The 21,120-nt window shown below is 31.1% G+C and carries 16 protein-coding genes and 1 tRNA gene; 1 reads left to right on the top strand and 16 read right to left on the bottom strand.

The features are described from left to right. Positions 1-319 precede the first annotated feature (319 nt). From uxaC to WY13_RS15975, 10 genes are all read right to left on the bottom strand, one after another. The gene (gene uxaC / locus WY13_RS16020) at positions 320-1,720 is read right to left on the bottom strand and encodes a glucuronate isomerase (RefSeq protein ID WP_063556595.1); all 1,401 of its coding nucleotides are present in this window, start codon (positions 1,718-1,720) and stop codon (positions 320-322) included. Positions 1,721-1,846: 126 nt separating this feature from the next. Next, the gene (locus WY13_RS16015) at positions 1,847-2,884 is read right to left on the bottom strand and encodes an aldose 1-epimerase (protein ID WP_063556594.1); all 1,038 of its coding nucleotides are present in this window, start codon (positions 2,882-2,884) and stop codon (positions 1,847-1,849) included. 161 nt (positions 2,885-3,045) lie between these two features. After that, the gene (locus WY13_RS16010; RefSeq protein WP_063556593.1) at positions 3,046-4,293 is read right to left on the bottom strand and encodes a sensor histidine kinase; all 1,248 of its coding nucleotides are present in this window, start codon (positions 4,291-4,293) and stop codon (positions 3,046-3,048) included. Positions 4,294-4,296: 3 nt separating this feature from the next. Further along, the gene (locus WY13_RS16005; RefSeq protein WP_063556592.1) at positions 4,297-4,995 is read right to left on the bottom strand and encodes a response regulator transcription factor; all 699 of its coding nucleotides are present in this window, start codon (positions 4,993-4,995) and stop codon (positions 4,297-4,299) included. A 393-nt stretch (positions 4,996-5,388) separates the two neighbouring features. Further along, positions 5,389-7,344: an ABC transporter permease gene (locus WY13_RS16000; RefSeq protein ID WP_063556591.1), complete on the bottom strand. Its 1,956-nt coding sequence runs from the start codon at positions 7,342-7,344 to the stop codon at positions 5,389-5,391. Positions 7,345-7,540: 196 nt separating this feature from the next. Continuing rightward, entirely contained in the window at positions 7,541-8,245 is a 705-nt protein-coding gene (locus tag WY13_RS15995; protein WP_063556590.1) for a hypothetical protein, read from the bottom strand. A gap of 268 nt (positions 8,246-8,513) precedes the next feature. Beyond that, the gene (locus WY13_RS15990) at positions 8,514-9,380 is read right to left on the bottom strand and encodes a YitT family protein (RefSeq protein WP_063556589.1); all 867 of its coding nucleotides are present in this window, start codon (positions 9,378-9,380) and stop codon (positions 8,514-8,516) included. 225 nt (positions 9,381-9,605) lie between these two features. Next, complete coding sequence (locus WY13_RS15985; RefSeq protein ID WP_063556588.1) at positions 9,606-10,019, bottom strand: OsmC family protein; 414 nt, start codon at positions 10,017-10,019, stop codon at positions 9,606-9,608. A 106-nt stretch (positions 10,020-10,125) separates the two neighbouring features. Further along, positions 10,126-13,167, bottom strand: a complete 3,042-nt coding sequence (locus tag WY13_RS15980; protein ID WP_063556587.1) for an efflux RND transporter permease subunit — start codon at positions 13,165-13,167, stop codon at positions 10,126-10,128. 19 nt (positions 13,168-13,186) lie between these two features. Continuing rightward, complete coding sequence (locus tag WY13_RS15975; protein WP_156499069.1) at positions 13,187-14,464, bottom strand: efflux RND transporter periplasmic adaptor subunit; 1,278 nt, start codon at positions 14,462-14,464, stop codon at positions 13,187-13,189. A 269-nt stretch (positions 14,465-14,733) separates the two neighbouring features. On the opposite strand from WY13_RS15975, the gene WY13_RS15970 reads away from it, so the two are divergent. Continuing rightward, positions 14,734-15,276, top strand: coding sequence for a TetR/AcrR family transcriptional regulator (locus WY13_RS15970; RefSeq protein WP_063556586.1), 543 nt, complete (start codon positions 14,734-14,736; stop codon positions 15,274-15,276). A gap of 94 nt (positions 15,277-15,370) precedes the next feature. Here WY13_RS15970 and WY13_RS15965 read toward each other — a convergent pair whose 3' ends face one another. The 6 genes from WY13_RS15965 to WY13_RS21190 form a co-directional block, all read right to left on the bottom strand. Further along, positions 15,371-17,194, bottom strand: a complete 1,824-nt coding sequence (locus WY13_RS15965; RefSeq protein ID WP_063556585.1) for an ASKHA domain-containing protein — start codon at positions 17,192-17,194, stop codon at positions 15,371-15,373. 229 nt (positions 17,195-17,423) lie between these two features. Continuing rightward, positions 17,424-18,401, bottom strand: a complete 978-nt coding sequence (locus WY13_RS15960; protein ID WP_063556584.1) for a uroporphyrinogen decarboxylase family protein — start codon at positions 18,399-18,401, stop codon at positions 17,424-17,426. Positions 18,402-18,435: 34 nt separating this feature from the next. Continuing rightward, positions 18,436-19,068: a corrinoid protein gene (locus tag WY13_RS15955; RefSeq protein WP_063556583.1), complete on the bottom strand. Its 633-nt coding sequence runs from the start codon at positions 19,066-19,068 to the stop codon at positions 18,436-18,438. Between the two features lie 55 nt (positions 19,069-19,123). Next, entirely contained in the window at positions 19,124-19,927 is an 804-nt protein-coding gene (locus WY13_RS15950) for a methyltetrahydrofolate cobalamin methyltransferase (protein ID WP_063556582.1), read from the bottom strand. A gap of 163 nt (positions 19,928-20,090) precedes the next feature. Beyond that, positions 20,091-20,240 carry a hypothetical protein gene (locus tag WY13_RS21565; RefSeq protein WP_204377972.1) on the bottom strand — a complete coding sequence of 50 codons (150 nt, stop codon included), beginning with the start codon at positions 20,238-20,240 and terminating at the stop codon, positions 20,091-20,093. A 763-nt stretch (positions 20,241-21,003) separates the two neighbouring features. Further along, positions 21,004-21,100: transfer RNA gene (locus WY13_RS21190), tRNA-Sec, on the bottom strand. Between the last annotated feature and the right edge of the window lie 20 nt (positions 21,101-21,120).

Below are 21,120 nucleotides of genomic sequence, written 5' to 3'. Positions count from 1 at the left end.
TCCTTTATTCAAAATCGTTTACACATGCATAAGTAGTATTTCATATATACCTAATAAAAACACTTTTGAAAATTTTCAGATTTTTTAATTTTTATTTAGACTTATAATCAAGAATATTTAGTCTATCTAAGGGTTTCAAAGCATCCAGATAATATATTAACTTTTACTTAGAAATCGTTATCCAGTGACGTAGCTGCCCTTTAATCCCAATTGGCGAAGCAGATATCCCAAATCTTTGATTTGGTGATAATCGCTTTCACTGTGTGCATGGGAGTATCAACGCAGGTAGTCATCGGATAAATAAGGGATTTTTCAATTTTTACATTTCAAAATATTTTTCTGCATTATTATAGCATATGTCTTTTACTATTTGTCCTAGATTGTTCATATCATTTGGGAACTCTCCATTTTCAACCCATTCTCCTATCATGTTGCAAAGTATTCTTCTAAAATACTCATGTCTCGTATAGGATAAGAAACTTCTGGAGTCAGTTAACATTCCTACAAATCGGCTTAAAAGTCCTAGATTTGCTAAAGCTTTCATTTGTTCAATCATTCCATCTTTATTGTCATTAAACCACCAAGCTGCTCCAAATTGTATTTTTCCTGGAACAGTTGTACCTTGGAAATTTCCAAGCATACTTCCAAGAACATAGTTGTCCTTTGGATTTAAGCTGTATAAAATTGTCTTTGGAAGAGAATCTTCAACTTCAAGTGAATCCAAAAATCTTGCAAGAGGATATGCAATACCTTCGTCATTTGTAGAATCAAATCCAGTATCAGGTCCCAGTTTTTTAAACATCTTAGTATTGTTATTTCTAAGTGCTGCAATATGGAGCTGCATTACCCATCCATGTTTCGAATAAAGTTTTCCTAAAAATTTCAATACACAAGTCTTATATTCACTTACTTCATCCAAAGTTAAATTTTCACCTTTTAATGCTTTTTTTAATACCCTGTCAACTTCATCTTTAGATGCTTCTTTATATACCACGCTGTCTATAGCATGATCTGATACTTTACATCCTAAAGATTCAAAAAATTCAACTCTTTCTTTCAAAGCTTCTAAAAGTGCATCCAATGTATTTACAGATTTTCCATACACTTTTTCTAATTTCTTAATCCATGGCACAAATGTTTCTTCATCTATTTTAACAGCTTTATCTGGCCTAAATGCTGGCAAAACCTTTACGTCAAAATCACTGCATTCTTTAAGCTTTATGTGATACTCTAAAGAATCTGCAGGATCATCTGTTGTACATACAACCTTGACATTTGATCTCTTAATAAGACCTCTTGCACTAAAATCCTTATCTTTTAGTATTTCATTTGCCCTTTTCCAGATTTCAGGAGCAGTTTTTTCATTTAAAACATCATATATTCCAAAAAATCTTTGAAGTTCCAGGTGAGTCCAATGATAAAGTGGATTTCCTATAGATACTTGTAACGTTTTCGCCCAAACCATGAATTTTTCATAATCAGTAGAATCTCCAGTAATGTATTTTTCATCTATACCATTACTTCTCATGGCTCTCCACTTATAATGATCACCATATAACCATACTTCTGTTATGTTTTTAAATCTCTTGTCTTCATAAATTTCTTTAGGACTTAGATGACAATGATAGTCAATTATAGGCATGTCCTTTGCATAGTTATTATACAAATTTATTGCAGTTGGGTTGGTTAATAAAAAATTTTCATCCATAAATTTCTTCATTACAATAATCACCTACTCTATTTTGTTTCGAATATGTTCACGTGAACATTCTTGATTATTTATATTATAATTCTTTTGGATAAAAAATGCAATGGTTTTCTGTTAACGTGTGCAAAAATATTTATTTTACATTTCCACATATATTCTTATTTTTTCACTCCAGGTTTTCCTTGGCAGTAACGTCTTAAATCCAGTTATGTCATCAGACATTTTAACATTAGGCGCATTTATAACCCAGGTTTGAGGTTCTATACATACAAAATGTTTATTTCCAGTATCATTCCATATTACAAGATGTTTATAATCCGCTCCCATTTCATATATAACTCTCAATTTATTAGACTTGTCCTCAATTACTGCTCCTCTAAACTCTTTTCCATCCAAATTCATATTTTTTAACATATAATGAGTTTCTATAGGATGCCCTGATACTTCCATTCCTCCATCTAATAATTTTTTTTCTTCTTCTGTAAGCTTTAAAATCTTACCTGTAGGTAAATTTCTCTCATTCTGCTCCCACCTTTTGTCTACCGAGGCCATAACTCTAAAATCTTCATCATTGCCGTTCTCATCAAACGGTACATTAAAAGCTGTATGATATCCTATTCCTATAGGCATCTTCTCATCACTTAAATTTGTCACACTAGCAGTTTGTTTTAATCCTTTACATGAGAGATTATAAGATAACTTAAATCTAAATTCATGAGGTAAATACTTATAGAAGTCATGTTCTTTTGTAAAGTTAAAAACAGCTTCTACTTGAACTTCATCCTTAGAAATAACTTCTTTTTTAGTTATTTGCCATTTTTCACTTTTTATAAATCCATGTATATAGTTATTGCGTTTAGGTTCATTTATAGGGAACTTATATACTTTATCCCCTACTTTAAAGGTTCCATCTTCTATTCTGTTTGGAGGAAATAATACTGGAAATCCATATATTTGAGGTCTTTCTTTAAATGCTTCAAAATCTAAATCTTCATTAGGGCTTCTAAGTATGCTTATATTCTTCAAAGTATTTTTAAGTTCTATAACATTAGCTCCTACATCAGGTACTATAAGTGCTTCATAGCCCCCTGCGGAAAATTTAACAGCTGTATGACCTTTCCATAACACCTCTTCTACACTTGCAGCTTGCTTTTCATTAATTGGCAATTTTACCATCTCCATTTTGCTTTATTGTTAACGTGAACATCATTTTATGACTATATTTCGAAATTTACTTAATATTTATATGGTATTATTGTTAACGTGAACAATACTTTATAATATATATTATACAAATTCTACATATAATTATCAAGAAATTTAAATAATTCATCTTATTAATTTGTATTTAAAAAAGTAACAGTAAAAACAGTTTCCTTACCTACCTTACTTTTTACATCAATCATACCACCGTTTCCATCGATTATGGATTTTGAAAGTGCCAAGCCAATTCCAATGGATTCAGTACTTTTATTAGTCTTTCCTTTATAAAATCTTTCAAAAACATGTTTAAGTTCTTCTTCCGGTATTCCTTCTCCATTGTCTTTAACTATGATCCTAGTGCAAACCTGACTTACTTCAGTAAACACATCAACTTCCCCACCAGACTTCGTGTGTTCAATTGCATTCTTAATCACATTTACAATTGCTTCACTTATCCAATTATGATCATGCTTTAACATAATTTTATCCCTACCAGGATAAAATTTGAGTTTAACATTCTTACTTTCTGCTTTTATACCTAAAAATTTTAAAGATTCCATTACAGTTTTATTTATATCTAAACTTATCATTTTAAACTTTATTGCACCTGCATCTAATTTTGCAAGTTGGAGTAAACTTTTCACAAGCCATTCAATTCTATTTAATTGATTTTTACTATTTTCTAAAAATTCAATTTTCTTATTATCATCTACCTTTCTATTCAAAAGTATATCGTTATATATTATAAGGGACGAAATTGGAGTTTTTATTTGATGTGATATATCCGACAGAGTGTTAACTAAAAAATCTTTTTCATGCTGTATTTGTGAAAAATTATTTTTTAAAATCACCCTCATGTTATCAAAAGCATAGGCAAGCTTTGCAAAAGTACCTTCCGCATTTTCATAAATTCTTATGTCAAAATTATAATCTAACATATTTTTTGCCGCTAGTATAAGTCTTTCAAGTTTTTTATATATTCTTATATATAAAATAGCATTTGTTAAAAACACTATTGCAAAGAAACAAACCATAGAAGTAAGTAAAAATTTAATTAAATTTCTATAGTTATTTTCCAATTGAGGCATCAAACCTATATTCAATTCTGTGCTATATCCATAATATTTTAGTATTTTTCTTCCACTTTTTATGTCTTCCCCACTGCTATTTTTCGTTATAATAGTTACCACTTCATTTTTCAATTCAGGATGAGTCTTTACTATTTTACCAACAACAGTTGCATTATTATCTACATAACTATCCTTTATTTTCTCATAACTCTTATCAATAGTATAAGAACTTATAAGTATTGACAATAAAGCTAAAATCAATATAATACAGGAACTTTTCCTAAGTTCCGAATTTTCATAATATTCCCTCATGTTCTACTCCTTTTCAACTTCCAAATCCCACTCATATCCAAATCCTCTTTTTGTTTTTATATACTTAGGATTTGAAGAGTCATCCTCTATTTTTTCTCTTATCCTCTTTATGTATACGGAAAGCGTATTTGTATCGAAGTAATCTCCACTTCCTTCGCTAAGCTTGTCTAGTATTTCTTCTCTATTCATAGCCCTTTTTGGATTAGTCATAAAAAGTAATAACAATTTATACTCCTGCATAGAAAGGGACATATCACATCCATTTCTATAGGCTTCTAATTTAGTTGTATTTAAAACAATTTTTTCGGATTTTAATATATCACTCTTATCCGAATTGTTTTTTTCCGTTCTTCTCAAAATTGCCTTAATTCTAGAAATGAATTCTTTTACTCTAAATGGCTTTGCTATATAATCGTCCGCACCTATATCAAGTCCTAAAACAACGTTTACTTCTTCGTCACAAGCAGTTAGAAATATTACTGGAATTTGACTTTTTTTACGTATATATTTACATACATCATATCCACTTCCATCTGGTAACATCACATCTAATATAACAATGTCAAAAGTTTCACTGTCAAAAATTTTTTTAGATTCACTAACACAGGAACACCTTTTCACTTCATATCCCTCATCTTGAAGAGTAAAATCAATTCCAAGTGCCAGTGCTTCATCATCTTCTAGAAGTAATATTTTATTCAAATTAGCACCCCCACAATATATCTTTAAAATATATTCTATACGCTAACTAAAGTTTTTGTCTAGTTATATACAAAAATTGATAAGCATCAAATGAAATATTTTTTTATTTGGTGCTTATCAATAATTATCCGTGTAAATTGTAAATCCGCAGCCAATGGAACTGTATATTTAATTAGAGAAGCAATTTGTTATCTTTACTTTTTATTTGACTTTCTATCTTTTACAACCATAATAATTATAGCAGCGCAAATAAGTCCAGCAACAAACATAAAACCAAACCTCATATAACCACCTTCTACAAGATTAATTTATGGGATTCTCAGTGAAATTTAGCAGCATATAGCCTATATCAAACCAATTTTTAATCTAGAAACCCTATATTATATATTACACTTAATCTTCTTGTCTTATGACATCTATTATATTTTCCCTTTTAATTCTAGCTAAAGGTTTTATTACAGATATTAACCCTATAAATATTGCAGCTAATCCGCTCACAAGTATCAAGTTCCATGGAATATTCCACTTAAAATCAATAATTTTTCTCATAGGTGATGACACTGCATAAGATAACAGGCTGCCTACAATACCGCCATAAAATGCACCATATAATCCATATAAAACTCCTTCTTTTAATATCATCTGTCTTATATTTTTATAAGTCATGCCAATAGCACTTAAAGATGCTATTTCTTTTTTTCTTAAAATCAGGTTGGTAGTTATAGTATTTATTATATTAACTGCACCTATTAGAGAAATTATAGCTATAAATCCATACATAAGTACCATAAGCTGCAGCGTATCTCCTCTAGCAGCTTCAGCTTGTTTGGATATATCAACAGCCTTTACTCCTTCTCTATCACATATTGGTTCAATAAAACTATTAAACTTATCCTCATCTTTTTTATCCTTTAAGCGTATTTCAGATATTTTAACAGGCATCTTATTTAAATCTCTACCAGTAATATTCTTCATCACATCTTTTGTCATTATAATATGAAAAAGTTTAATATTATCTGGATAAAATTGATATGGTGCATCATCTACTACTGCTGCTACTTTTACCTTTATCATATTGTCTTTATTAAACTCTTCATTTTCCTTTTTGTTCTTATCAATATAATCTTCTCCCTGTACTGGTTTATACATCATATTTTTATCAATATAAATAGTATCTCCAACTTTTAAATTAGTAATTGAACCATTATAGTATTTTTTATTTACAGTTAACATACTATTCTTTACTATGACAACACCATTTTCCTTAGCCATATTTGAAGTATCTACCTTGCCAGATTTAATATAGCCTTTAATGCTTCTAATCTTGTCCTCATCATAAATATCAAACAATGTTGTTATAGAACTCATCTTTTTATTTTCAAAGGTCACATCACTATAAGTCTTAGGTACATTTTTGACTAAGTAATCATTTCTCTTTTCATTTGGAATCAACATACTGGAAGAATAAGTTCCATAGGATACATATTGTTTATCTACAAGTTTACTTTGCTTTACTTTGTTTATAATATTTTCTTTAAGGGAGCTTGCTCCATTTTTATCAATCACACCAATTAATTCAAAATTCATTTTTGCATCTTCAGACTGTGAATCTGTAAAAATTGTCATCATATTTATAAAAGATGAAAAGAATATAAAAAGTGTTATACTTATTACCATTGAAAAAACAGTAACTCTGAATTTTTTCTTATTTCTCTTTATATTTTTAAATGCCATTAAACTTTCAATGCTCAAAAATCTTTTTAAAATACTTCCCCTTTTTTTGCTTATCTTTTCCTTTGATATAGATGTCCTGCTGCTTATAGCAACTAAAGGTGATACCTTTGCTGCAGCCCTTGCTGGAATAAATGCAGATAAATATATTGAAGCTAATCCAACTAATGCACTTATGATAATCAAATAGTAAGGAATTACTATTTTTAAATTGTTAAACGCTGTATCTGACATTATACTAAATATCTTACTCACTACAAACATTGCAAATATTCCAGATAAAATCCCAAGTGGAATGCCTATTGCACTTATTATAGATGCTTCCCTCAAAACTATTTTTCTAATCTGTGCTGGTGTCGCTCCAACAGCTCTCAAAAGTCCAAATTGCTTCATTCTCTCAATTACACTTATCTGAAAAGAATTATATATGACAGCCATAGTTGCTATTACAATTATACCTATTATTACACCTGCTATACCATACAATTGTTTATTTAAATCATTACTGCCTTCACCTGAATAGTCCAATAAATCCTTATTTAAAATACAGTTGTCTTTAAATTTATTACTTAATTCTGATACAGTATTTGATATCCCTGCCTTTTTGTATATGCTCACATATACTTATGTTTTCTTAATCTATTATATTTTTTTAAGTAATCTATAACAATAACTAGACTCTTACAATTAAAATGTGGAATCTTACATTTCTGTAAGTATGCAATTTTGCAATTTAAACTCATATTATAAAATCTAAATTATTTTTGACGTCAAAAACAAAACCCCAACTTAAAATTAAGTTGGGGTTTCTATATTATTTTTGAGGTGCAAAATCAACTTGATTTAATGACATTATTGTAATTATATCTCCATCATCTAAATTTACAGTTACTTGTTTCACTCCAGAATTTCCTAAAATTTCATTTACTTTAGGCATTTCATTCTTACTGTAAACTATAAAATTTCCTTCTCCAACTACTGGTGTCACTACATATCTTCCACTACCAATATCCTCTCCTACACTCCACCTTCCACTATAAAGTGATGTTGCTTTATGTTCTGTAATAAATAGAGCTGTAACAGGTTCAAAATGTGTTTTGTTTATACCTTCTAATTGTATTTGTTCATCCTTTACGAGCTCGACCCTTGCTTTAGAAATACCCATATCTCCTACATTTCCTAAAATCTCATTTACAGTTAAATCTGGTTGCTGTGTATTTTGAATTATAAAATTGCCTTGTCCATCTTCTGGAGTGACATCATATAATCCTTCTTCTATATCTTTCCCCACTGTAAATGTACCTGCTCCCAAATCTGTTGCTTTTCCCTGAACCTGCCTCTGCTTAACCTCTTGCTTAGCAGCTGATTTATCTGTATTTTTATCAGTTGAAGTTTTCATATTCGAATTACCACTTGTACTATTAGTTGATGTCTTAGATCGATTTTCACATCCTAATATCAAACCAATACTGCTCACTATAATAAGTACAAGTATTATAGTTATTACTTTATGTTTCATAAAATAATTTCCTCCCTAATTATATAACTTTAAATATATTGTAATAAAATGCTAATATCTTACTCTAAAAAGGTACTAATTCTATAATTTAAATTTGCCTATTTCTTCTTTTAATTTTCCCATGCTCTCACTTGACATTGCTATTTGTTCAACATAAAAGTAATTGACAAAGCTCACTCTTTTAATCCTAAAAAATCCATTACAGTTTTACAAATACTAAAAAAGGACTTCTATAACATAACTATTATAGAAATCCCTTCTCTTGTGCTTATATAGCTTTTTTAAATCCTTTTCCCATTATTTCAGAAGCATCAGATATACTTATAAAAGCTTTTTTATCACAAGAAGTAACAATCTTTTTTAATTCAGGTAATTGAGATAAAGGAATTATACAAAAGAGTATCTTTTTTTGTTTTTCAGTATAGGCACCTTCTCCATAGAGCATTGTTACTCCACGGTTAAGGTCTTTAAGTATATGTTTGGTAACATCTCTTTCTTTATCAGTAATAATGATTACCGATTTAGATTTATATAACCCTTGTACTACTTTATCGAGTACAGCAGATGTTAAATACATGGCTATTAACGTATAAAGAGCATTGGGTATTCCAAATATAAAAGCACTAATGGAAACTATAATAAGATTTATATAAAAAGATATTTTTCCTATATCAAAATTAGAATGCTTTTTTCTAATGAGCATAGCTATTATGTCCAAACCACCTGTAGACCCATGATATGAAAAAACAATACCAAATCCTATTCCATTTAAAACTCCACCATAAATACAATAAAGTAAATTATCATTAATATGTAATATGTTTGATATAGGTTGTGTAAGTATTAATCCTATTGAAAATGTTAACATGCCTATCAATGAATAGATAGTAAATCGTTTATTTAATTTTATTATACTTAAAATAAATAGAGGAATATTTAATATAAGTACAACATATCCTGCTTGTATTTTAAATAAATATTGTATTATTAAAGCTATTCCAGTAACACCACCACTTAATAAATGGGCATGAGTTAAAAACATGTTGACACTAATACATCCTAAAAAACTTCCAAAAATAATAAGCATTACATTTATAATGTCATCTTTTTTTATAAATTTCATATTAAATTTCATATTTTTATAACGACCCCCTTCCTAATTAGTATATTTATTATAATAGTTTTTTCTCACAGGTTCAATATTACAGAATTTTTACTCATACTAATACACACTTATATATTTTTTACAAGTATAAGTGTGTATACAAAATAATTCTATTCTCAAAATAATATATAAACTTATAATGATTTACAGAACATATATAAAGATTAATATAACCTATTATTTACTAATAAAATATCATTCTTTTCTTTTTACTTGTCCTTCGACAATGTTAGGTTGGGATAAGATGGCTGCAATACTACAATTTTTATCAACAAAATCGTTCATCTTTTTAATTTCTTTGTCATCTGCGTCTGTTTTAACTAAGATATCCACTTTGATATTTAAACCTATTCCATTCTCAACTTCATCAAAATCACCGGTGATTTGAGCTTCACATTCTTCTAAAGTAATTCTCCTTTTCTGAGCATAACTGCTTATCACCATTAACTTGCATCCGGCTAAAGCCACTAATAGCATTTGACCTGGTATCGCACCTTCATCCTTTCCACCATTCTCAATTGAATGGTCCATAATATATTCATGGTTTCCTACTTTAGCACGTACTTTAAATGTTCCATCTAATTTTGCATTACATTTAAGTGTTAGCATTACAAACTCACTTCCTCAATAATTTTTCAGTCTAAGTTATTCTTTGTTTGCATTTTAATGTGTTTGTATATAATATGTAACTTTCTAATGTAATGTAAATAAATCTTTATAATTTTTTTACTCTACATTCAAGTTTATTATTTACTAAAGAATAAATTACTGGAACGACAATAAATGTTAAGAAAGTAGCTGTTAAAAGACCAAACATCATAGCAACCGACATAGGACCAAATAGTGCACTTCCTGAAAAAGCTAGTGGTATAAGTGCTGTAATAGTCGCTACAGAACTTAATATTATAGGTCTGAATCTTTGACTTACAGCATACATACAAGCATCATCTACAGAAAGCCCATCTTCTCTACCATTATTTATATATTCAATAAGAAGTATGGCATTTCTTATAACAACTCCAATTAAACTTATTACACCCATAAAAGCTGTAAGTGACAAATCCATTCCAAAAGCGTGAAGTCCTATTGACACTCCTATAAGAGACAGCGGCAGTGCACACATTATTACAAGAGGTTGTACAAATGATTTAAATTGAATAAATAAAAGTATATATACTATTGCTAAAATAAGTACACCTGCTATGCCAAGACTTGTAAAGTACTTACTTATTTGAGCCTTTTCCCCATCATATATAACTTTTACTGGGTCTAAATTCATTCCATCTATTTTTTGCTTTAATGCATTTTCTATATCAACTGAATTATATCCACTTTTAACATCACTATAAACAGTTATAGTCCTATCCTCTTTATAATGCTTTATCTCATCCAACTCTGAGTTAAGCTTAATAGATGCTACTTCATATAAAGGCACCTTGTTCTTGGTAACACTTGATTCAATATATAAATTTTTAAGGTCTCCTACAGATGAAATATTTGTTTTAACCATGATATCATATTCACTGCCATTTTTTCTATAAACAGAAGCTGTATAACCTTTAAGTGCAATATTTATCTGCTGCAGAATATCTGATTTCAATAACCCAAGCTGTGATGCCCTATTTTCATCTATATTTATTTCATATTGATAACTTTTTTTAGCTGCATCATCTCTTATATTCATAGTTCCAGGTATATTTTTTAATTGCTGCTGTATTTTTTCGGAAGCATTCTCAATCTGATCTAAATCATCTCCAGTAATTCTCAAGCGCACTGGTGCCCCTATAGGTACTGCTTCTTCAAGTTGTTTTACTGTAGCTGTACCTCCTGAAATTTTACTATCCAGTTCTTCTTGAATATGTTCAACCAATTCCTGTCTTGTCTTAAACTTTTTAGTCTTATCCAAATCTACTTTTACCATAATTTGAGCTACATCATTAGAAGGATTAACTGTAGGCAGTGTTACATAAAATGGAGGCATGCCACCACCTATAGCTGAAGTATAAGCTGTAACCTCTTTTTGCTGTTTTAATACGCCTTCTATATTTTTTACAAGCTTACTGGTACTTTTTATATCGTCAAACTTCTCATTTGCAACATCTATATATACTTCATTCTTATCTACATATGGAAAAAGCTGCATTCCGAGTGTATTAATTAAAATTAATGCTACTGCAAAAACAGCTAGTGCTGCCCCAATAATACTTTTCTTGTGTTTAAGTCCATATTTTAAAAGGTTCTCAAACATCATACGAATTGGATTTTTTCTGGTACTTTCCTTGCTTTTTCTAAAAAACAATGAGGACATAGCCGGAGTTACAAGCAGCGCAGATAAATAAGAGCAAATTACACATATTATAACAACCTGCGGCAGGCTTTTTAAAAACTCACCTACTTCTCCTGATATTGATAATAGAGGTAAAAAGGCTCCTACAATAATTAGAGTAGATGTAAATACTGGAACAAAGAGCTTCTTTATACCATTAAATGCTGCTTCATCCCTTGTCATGCCTTCATCTATTCCAACCTGTATGACATCTCCTATTACTATGGCATCATCAACAAGTATTCCAAGGGCTATAATAAGTGCCGTAGTTGACATCTGCTCAACTTTAATTCCAAGTGCATACATAATGATAAATGTCATACATATTGATATAGGTATAACTGCAGATACTACCATTGAATTTCTAAAGCCCATACCTATAAGGACAGTTACAATTACAAGTATTATTCCATCTCTGAGATTTTTCATAAAGAAAGAAACAGAATCGCTTACATCTTTAGGCTGAAAAGTAATCTCATCTATAGTTAAATCCTTTGGCATCTGCTTTTTTATCGTGTCTAATTTTTTTGTTATATCTTTTCCTATTGGAACTATATTTTTATTTTTTTGAAAATATCCCGCAAGTAATACTGCATTTTGACCATTGTCAGTAAATTTGTAATTTGAATCATCATCATAATCCATATATACTTTAGCTATATCCTTGATTCTTACGGTCTCACCAGTGCTGCTTGAAACTCCTACAACAGTATTTTCTATATCATGCAGTGAACTAAACATACCAGGTGTATTTACTTTTATTTTACCTGTAACTAGATTTAAAGACCCCGATGGTATGTCTACATTTTGTGCACTTAATACAGAACATACATCTGCTACAGATACTTGATATTTATTTATTTTATTCCAATCTACCTGTACTTTCACTTGCCTGTCCTGCTTACCTTCTACATCTATTCTAGAAATACCACTAGTATCACGAAGCTGCTTCTTTATATCATCAGCATAATTTCCCAATTGTTGATAAGAATAATTATTGCCTGATACACTTATTATGATACCAGCCGTTTCTGCAAGGTTAGTATTAATTTCACTATCATTACATCCATTTGGAAGATCAGACTTTAAATCCTTTACCTTGTCTCTTAAATCTCTCCATGCTTTATCTTGATCAGCATCATTGTTTAAATATATGATAACTATTGATGCATTACTTTCTGAATAAGATTCTACATAATCACATCCATCAACTTCTTCAACTTTCTGTTCAACTTTTTTAGTAACTAACTTTTCTATATCACTAGATGAGGCACCTGGATAAACCGTAGTAATCATAGCTGCTGGAGATGCAACATCAGGTGTTTCCTGTTTTGAAATACCACTATAACAGTAAAAACCACCAATTATAACTATAGCCACCAGGAATAATACAATCTTTTTATTTTTTATAGCCGCCTTAATTAATCCCATATTATATTCTCCTCTTCTTTTATTTAACTGTAACTTTATATCCTGATTTTAGAGTTTTCATTCCTTCAACTACGAGCTCATCTCCATTTTTTAAACCATCCACTGAAACTTTATCTTCATCAGTATCACCTAAAGTTACATTTTTCTTAACAGCATGTCCATTTTCAATCACATAAACATAATCTTCACCATCGTTTAAAACAGAACTAATTGGAATAGATATTGCATTCTTATCCCCCATATCTATATAAACTGCTGCTGTTTGTCCTACATAAAATTTATTATCTATTGGTTTTGAAAGTTTAATTTCTGCACTATATGTTCCAGACTTACTGTCAGCCATTTGAACTACATTTATGATTTGCCCTTCTGCACTGTCATCCCCTATCTTGACCTTTGCATTTGTACCAACTTTTACTTCCTTTACATCATCATCTGAAAGTCCAACTGTAATGACTTCATTTTCACTTCTAAACAAAACTACTGAGTCTCCTGCTTGCTGCATTTCTCCTTCTTTACCCAGTACATCTACCACATATCCATTTTGATCTGCTGCCATAGAGGCATCTTGAAGTAAATTTTGTTTCGAATCATAATTTGCTTTTGCTTCATTTAATTGTGCTAACAGTGACTTTTTATCTTCATCTCTGGAACCATTTTGCACTTGTTCAAGACTCTGCTCTGCACTATTTAATGCATTCTGGGAATTGTCTAATTGTAACTTGACATCATCTAATTCCTGTTTCGAAATGGCCCCTGCATCACTTAGTTTACAGTACTTATCATACAAATCTTTATAATAATTATTACTGTCTTGTGCATTTTTAACCGCTATCTGTGCTTTACTTACATCTTCCTGCTGCGCACCATTTACCGCCTTATTATACTGTGCAGAAGCTGCATCAACTTGAGATTTAGCAGCTTGTGCTGCAAAATTAAGATCACTTTTATCAAGATCTACCAGCTTATCACCTTTTTTTACATGCTGACCTTTAGATACATATATTTTTAAAATTTTAGCCGAACTTTTAAAAGATAATTTTCTAACTTCACTACCTCCAGTTAGCCCCTGATATTGCAGTGACATAGGATAACTCCCACTCTTAATTTCTAAAGTCTTTACTGGATAACTCCTCGTATACGTTTTTTCCTCATCAGATTTTCCGCTAATTATAGAATATGTGCTTAACGCTGCTATAGTCACAACAGCCAAGCAAATGCAAACTATTTTCTTTTTTTTACTTAATTTTTTTACTGCTGAACAAATATGCTCAAATTTATATATAAATTTCCTCATGTTATACCTCCTTTAGCTTAAACACAATTCAAAATTTCAGTAGATTTTTAGATTTTCTTCGACAACAGAGAATTATCCTTAATTGTGAATTGACTACTGGAACAAACAATATCAGTAATAAGACACTTGTACTTTTATCGACATGCGTTTATTATAAAATGTGTGTTGTATAACTTCAATCATTAATCTATTGCTCTTTTGTCGGTTATTCAACATAATAATAGACATGTGTTGAATAACTATTGAAATATTTTTTATGGAGGGTTTTTATGGAGGGAAAAAAACTTGATAGGCGTGTGAGAAAAACTAAAAAGGCTCTACTTCAAGCCTTGACAAAACTTATATCTAAAAAGAAGATTAATAATATTACAGTAAAGGAACTTACAGACTTAGCAGATGTTAATAGATCAACTTTTTATCTTTACTATAAAGATATATTTGATATGGTAGATAAAGTCGAAACTGAACTGATTAATGATTTCAGTGAAGCCTATGACAAATTTTCAAAAAAAGCTACCACCTATGATGACTTACTATCCTTTTTTATATATCTATTTGAGTTCATACAAACTAATGCTGAAATGTCCAAGATATTTCTTGTGCATGATGGGGACTATGCTTTTATAGAAAAGCTTAAAAATGCTATAAAACACTGCCAGATTCCACTGGATACTACATCCTCAGAAGCTGAAGCTCACTATGTTATGCCTTTCGCTATATCAGGCTGTATTGGAGTAATACAACAGTGGTTGAAAGATGACATGATTGTTTCTCCTAAAGATATGGCCGCTATTCTTGTTAAAATGCTTTAAATTAGAGGTAGGATTCACTATCTAAGGAACCTGCCTCCTTGTCTGATAAAAAATATTCGTCGCATCTTTGACTTGCTATTTTCTTTCAAATGCCTTAATCCAGTATCATAGAATCTATAAAATATTCTTGAAAATCTTTTCTTTTTGATAACTCTATATATGTCGTTTTATTAATAATATCTACTGCATTCTCTCTTATTCGTTTTGATAGCAAATATAATTTAGCTCCACCCCCTGCACAGTTACCAACAGATTCAATTTTACCCTTGAGCTCTTTGGGTATCATGCCTATGTCAACAGAACTTTCTATATCCATATAATTACCAAATCCGCCGCCAATGTACACTTTTTCTATTTCATTAAAGTTTATGTTCTTTTCTTTTAAAAGTATTTTGATGCCAGCACATACAGCAGCCTTTGCTAATTGAACTTCTCGTACATCCTTTTGTGTAAAGCTAATACTTTCCTCATGTATACTATTTTGTACTAGCATAAACTGTCTCATATTATCTATATCAACAATCCTATTCTGATAATCCTCGTTTTCCACTTCGTCCTTTCCAACCATTCTACCTGTTTCATCTAATATTCCAAACTTCACAAATTGTGCGACAGCATCCAACACTCCTGAACCGCATATTCCGCAGGGCCTTTCATTTCCTATTGTTTCATATATTTTATTCCTTGATAAATCAACCTTGCTTATAGCTCCTTTTACGGCACCTATTCCATACTTAATATTTGTACCTTCAAAAGCTGGTCCAGCAGCCGTAGAGCAAGTTACTACTTCGTTTTTATTGCCTAGTGCAATTTCTCCATTAGTTCCAAGGTCTAATAATAATGAGTATTTTTCTGAATTTAACATACCACAGGATAATATACCAGCAGTTATATCACTTCCCACAAAAGCTGATATACTAGGAAGTAAGCTTACCATACCTTTAGTCTTAATTCCAATCTCCTTAGCTTCAAGCTCCAGTGCCTTTGTAACCACTGGAATATATGGTGACCTAGTTATATTTTCACATGGAAGTCCAAGTAGTAGATGAATCATAATAGTGTTTCCAACAATAACTATATCATATATGTTATCTTCACTTATGTTATTTTTTTTACATAACAGTTCTATCATATCATTGAGCTGACTTACAATATTGTCCTTCAATATACCTAATCCTTTTGGATTCTCAATAGTAAAATTTATTCTTGAAACCACATCAACCCCATAGCTTCTCTGGTTATTAACTCTTGAATCTATATCTATTACTTTCCCATCATTTAGATTTAATAAATAGATTACTATAGTAGTTGTACCTATATCTACAGCCAGTCCATAGTTTTGTTGCAAGCAGTTACCGTTTTCTAAATGTAAAAGACGATTCTTATAAAGTGATGCGGTAACATTAAAATCAGCTCCTCTTAACAAATCACTTATTTGGGGTAAATATTGTAACCCAATGAGTAAACCATCACTTTCACAAGCATCACTTAACCTTCTATAATCATCTCGTTGATCATTAATGGATGGTTTCTCAATTACTAAATATTTTTTTTCCACTACAGTATCTAGAGTATATTGCTGTTCTGTCCCATTTATTAATACTTCCATATCTTTATTCTTTTCTAAAAGTACTATTTCTAAATCTTCATTTATAGTCAAATTACAGGATAACCTAAATCCACTTTCTAACTCTTCTTTAGTTAAATGTTTTGTATCAAGTGGAGTAGGTTCTTTTAATCCTTTTACTACTTTAACTTTACATTTTCCACAAATTCCTTTTCCATTGCAGGGACTATCTATAAATATTCTGTTATCCATTAATACATTAAATAAATTTTCCCCTGGTTTAACCTTTATGATATCTTTACCTTTTTCTGAATTAATAATAAGTTCAAATTTCTTATTGAAAATATTCATGTAATTCCTCCTATGAAGTATTTTTCTTTAAATATAATTATATTCTACTTGAACTGACTTATGGAATGTGCGGAACCTATGGAGTGATTGAAATGTCATTAATGGAAAATGGTGATATAAGATAATTAACTTCTTTTTTGCATAAAAAACATTTTGGATTAATTTATTTTAACATTGATCCAAAATGTTTTTTATTTACAACAAAAATGTTTTATCTCAGTTATGTACCTTAAAACATTTTTTTACTCATTTCATCTATTGCCTTACTTACTGTCTCATATACATTTGGAAAATACCCTGCAGGTAAACCCGCAGTCAGGCATGGAATAAAGTATTTCTTTCCATTAGCTTTGCAAGCTTCTTCCACATGTTTGATACAATTTTCAAGTGTCCAATCCGGAAAATCAATCAAACCGCTGTGGAGCCCTCCCATAAAGGATATTTTTCCACCATATTGCTTGATCAGTTCAGGAATGTTATTAGTATTCATAGTACCTTGCCAGATATCAATGCCCAATTCGACCATATATGGAACCAGGTTAGCGGCATAAGAATCACTATGGTGAACAATCAATTCAACACCATTGGCTTTATAGTAACCATAGATTTTTTTATAAGCTGGGAAAAAGAACTCTTCAAACATTTTAGGAGCGATAAAAGAATTTTTTTGGCTGCCCCAGTCATCATGATGAAAAATGCAATCCGGATGAAGTTTTTCAACTATCACTTTTGCAACATCTAGTTCATGCTGCGTAATGGCATCAATTAACTCATGCATAGCTTCAGGCTCTTCATATAAAGCCATTAAGGCATTTTCCATACCCATAAGATGATGTGTCATTTCAAAGACACCTGGAGCATAGAAAGGTGCCACAAATTCCTCGTTACGGTCGACAGAATTGACATGATCAATAGCTGGACCCCAAGCTTCATCGGAAGTCTTAATTTCAGGAATTTTAACGTATTTCTTCCATTCAGTAATATCCTTTAAAACTATGTGTTCGGCATCATGTACAGGGAACGCACCAAGTTGACCTTCTGGCCATTGCCACGTTATTCCCCAATCATCTTTCCAAACACCACCGTATTGGGACTTAACTCCTATAGGCATCTCCATGATCATATTCAAAAATTCATATTGATTAACAAAACGATCTGGATTCCCACCTTTAATAGTTTCGAGTAAATTCTGTCTTTTAGTTAACATACATCAATACCTCCTTATATTATTTATGATATATTTATGCCGTTGCCAATTCTTTAGCCTTAATTGCAGCACTACCTGCATCAGGCGTATATGCATCTGCCCCTATTGAAGCCGCAAATTCAGCCGTTACAGGAGCACCACCAACCATTATCTTAAATCCTTTTAATCCACTTTCTCTTAAAGTCTTAACTGTTTTCTTCAAAGCTGCCATTGTTGTAGTAAGAAGTGCTGAACATGCTACTATTTTTACATCTTCATTTGCCTTAACTGCTTCAACAAATTTAGCATCAGGTACATCTACGCCAAGGTCTACTATTTTAAATCCAGTACTTTCCATCATCATTGCAACCAGATTTTTTCCAATATCATGCAAATCACCTGCGACTGTTCCAATAATACATGTGCCTAAAGAAGCTGAAGACCCGCTTGCAAGATGAGGTTTAAGCACTTCTACGCCTCTTGACATTGCTTTTGCTGCTATTAGCATTTCAGGTACGAATATTTCTCCTGTGGAGAACTTATCGCCTACAACACCCATTGAGTCAATCATAGCTTGAAGTATATCTTCTGCTTTGCTTCCCTCATCTAGTGCTTCCTGCACCAATCCTTTAATAAGTTTAGTTTTACCTGCCTCTAAATTAACTTTTACTTCTTCAATTTTAGACATTATCTTTTCCTCCCTATTGTTTTATATAATTATTTCTCCTTATTACTTTATATAATTATTTCTTTTTACCAAATATTCCTTCTCTGTATGCTCTAATATATTCCATGCAGTACTCGTCTTCACCTAATAGTGCTTCTGTTGCAAACAACATTCCTATTAAATCCTGATTTAATGGATCAAGAATAAAGCTGTCCATTCCTGCATTCATAGCCAATACTGCAAATGCCTGATTGACAATTTTCCTAGCTGGAATATTAAAGGAGATATTACTAACAGCTCCAACGACATGAATCGTAGGATACAATTCTTTGATTTTCTTCATAACTTCGGTTATCATGGTAATCCCTTCTTCTGATGTACATAGCATTTCAATCAAGGGATCAATATGCATCCTAGATGGATCAATGTTATATTCTTTTACTTTTGCCATTAAATCTGTAAATACATCCAAACGGTCTTTAGCAGTTTTAGGGATTCCTTTGTCGCTGTTCAAGAGAGCAACACACTCCCATTTTGTATCAGCGATTGCAGGGAATGCTACATCAATCTTGTCCCCTTCCATTGACACGGAATTGAAAAGGCCTGGCTTTTTACAATATTTCATGGCTTCTACGCATGTGTGGACGTTAGGACTATCCACTGCAATTGGCACATCAGTTGCATCCTGTACAATGTCTATAAGCCATTTCATTGTTTCCAGTTCGATGTCATCATCTACTGAAGCACAAACATCAATAAAATCTGCACCTGCTTCTGTTTGCTTTATTGCAAGATTTCTTATGAATTCTGCATCCTTTGCTGCAATGGCTTTACCTGTGGAAGGAATCGCTCCATTAATTTTTTCACCAATTATTATCATAATATACACCCCTTTAAACATTTACTTTAAGTTACAATTATATCAATTAATACTACAATACTTTAAACTTCTTTGATTTGTACCTTATGCTTTTCATCCAAACTTTTTCCACTTTTAATAAATCCAATCACGGCAAATACACCAGCCACAAGACAAATCACACCTAGTATTGGCCATTAACTGCATATGTACAAAAAAATGATGCAATTGCGTTTGCCACACCCATTATACCAATTGCTGTACCCTGAATATTTTTCGGTACTACTTCTAATCCCAATGTGACACCCATAACAATCAAATGGCATGCCAACATATAGTAATCGTTAACAATTACACTGTCAAAGACAGAAGTAAACGTCAACAAGACAAAGCTGACAATCATCAATGTATTTTTGTTTATTCTGTCTACTAAAGCACTGCCAATAAAGCAAAAAATAACACCTATTATGGATGATCCACCGATAATAGCATTGACTAAATTATCATTTTTAATACCTAATATAAATTACTTACAATAGGTATCACGACCATATCACCCATTGTACACATAGTTGATAAAAATAACGCAGCAAGAGTCATAAAATCAGATTGGGTGCTTTTACAATATTTTTGGATATGATATGTTCATCATCCTACACCGAAAAAAGTCCTATTAAACATTTATATTAGGGAAATGTACCCCATCAGCTATTCACAACTCTAATCAGGATATATATCTGTTGCATCAATTGAAAGGATATGCCATAATCTCTAATTCTCCTGACTGAATTTATACATTTTTTATTATCGTATAGGTAACAGAAAAACCAGCAGAAAGCGTTGTAATTTATCAACCATTTGATATAGTTATATTATAGCAAATGGAAATTTGTAATTCTATTTGCAAAATGTACATTTTTTTAAAAATAATTTATACAAAATGTATAAATTAGAGGTACTCATGAGATTAAATGCATATATTATCGAAGATTACGTATCATTTCCTATCATCACAAGTTTTTTGAAATCTAAAATTCCTCAAAATAAAAAGGCCTTAAAAGAATTTTGTAAATTCTTCTAAAGCTTGTAATATCAACTGGCGGGAATATGTGAGAATCGAACTCACCCATCGTGGTATTAGCACGACAACACAGTTTTGAAGACTGGCAGGCACACCAGCACCTATCTACTCCCATTTCAAATCACCAAGTACT

The organism is Clostridium ljungdahlii, from assembly GCF_001636845.1.
Lineage (GTDB): Bacteria > Bacillota > Clostridia > Clostridiales > Clostridiaceae > Clostridium_B > Clostridium_B ljungdahlii_A.
Note: the sequence above shows the minus strand (reverse complement) of the source record. Positions and strands in the feature narration are given on the sequence as shown.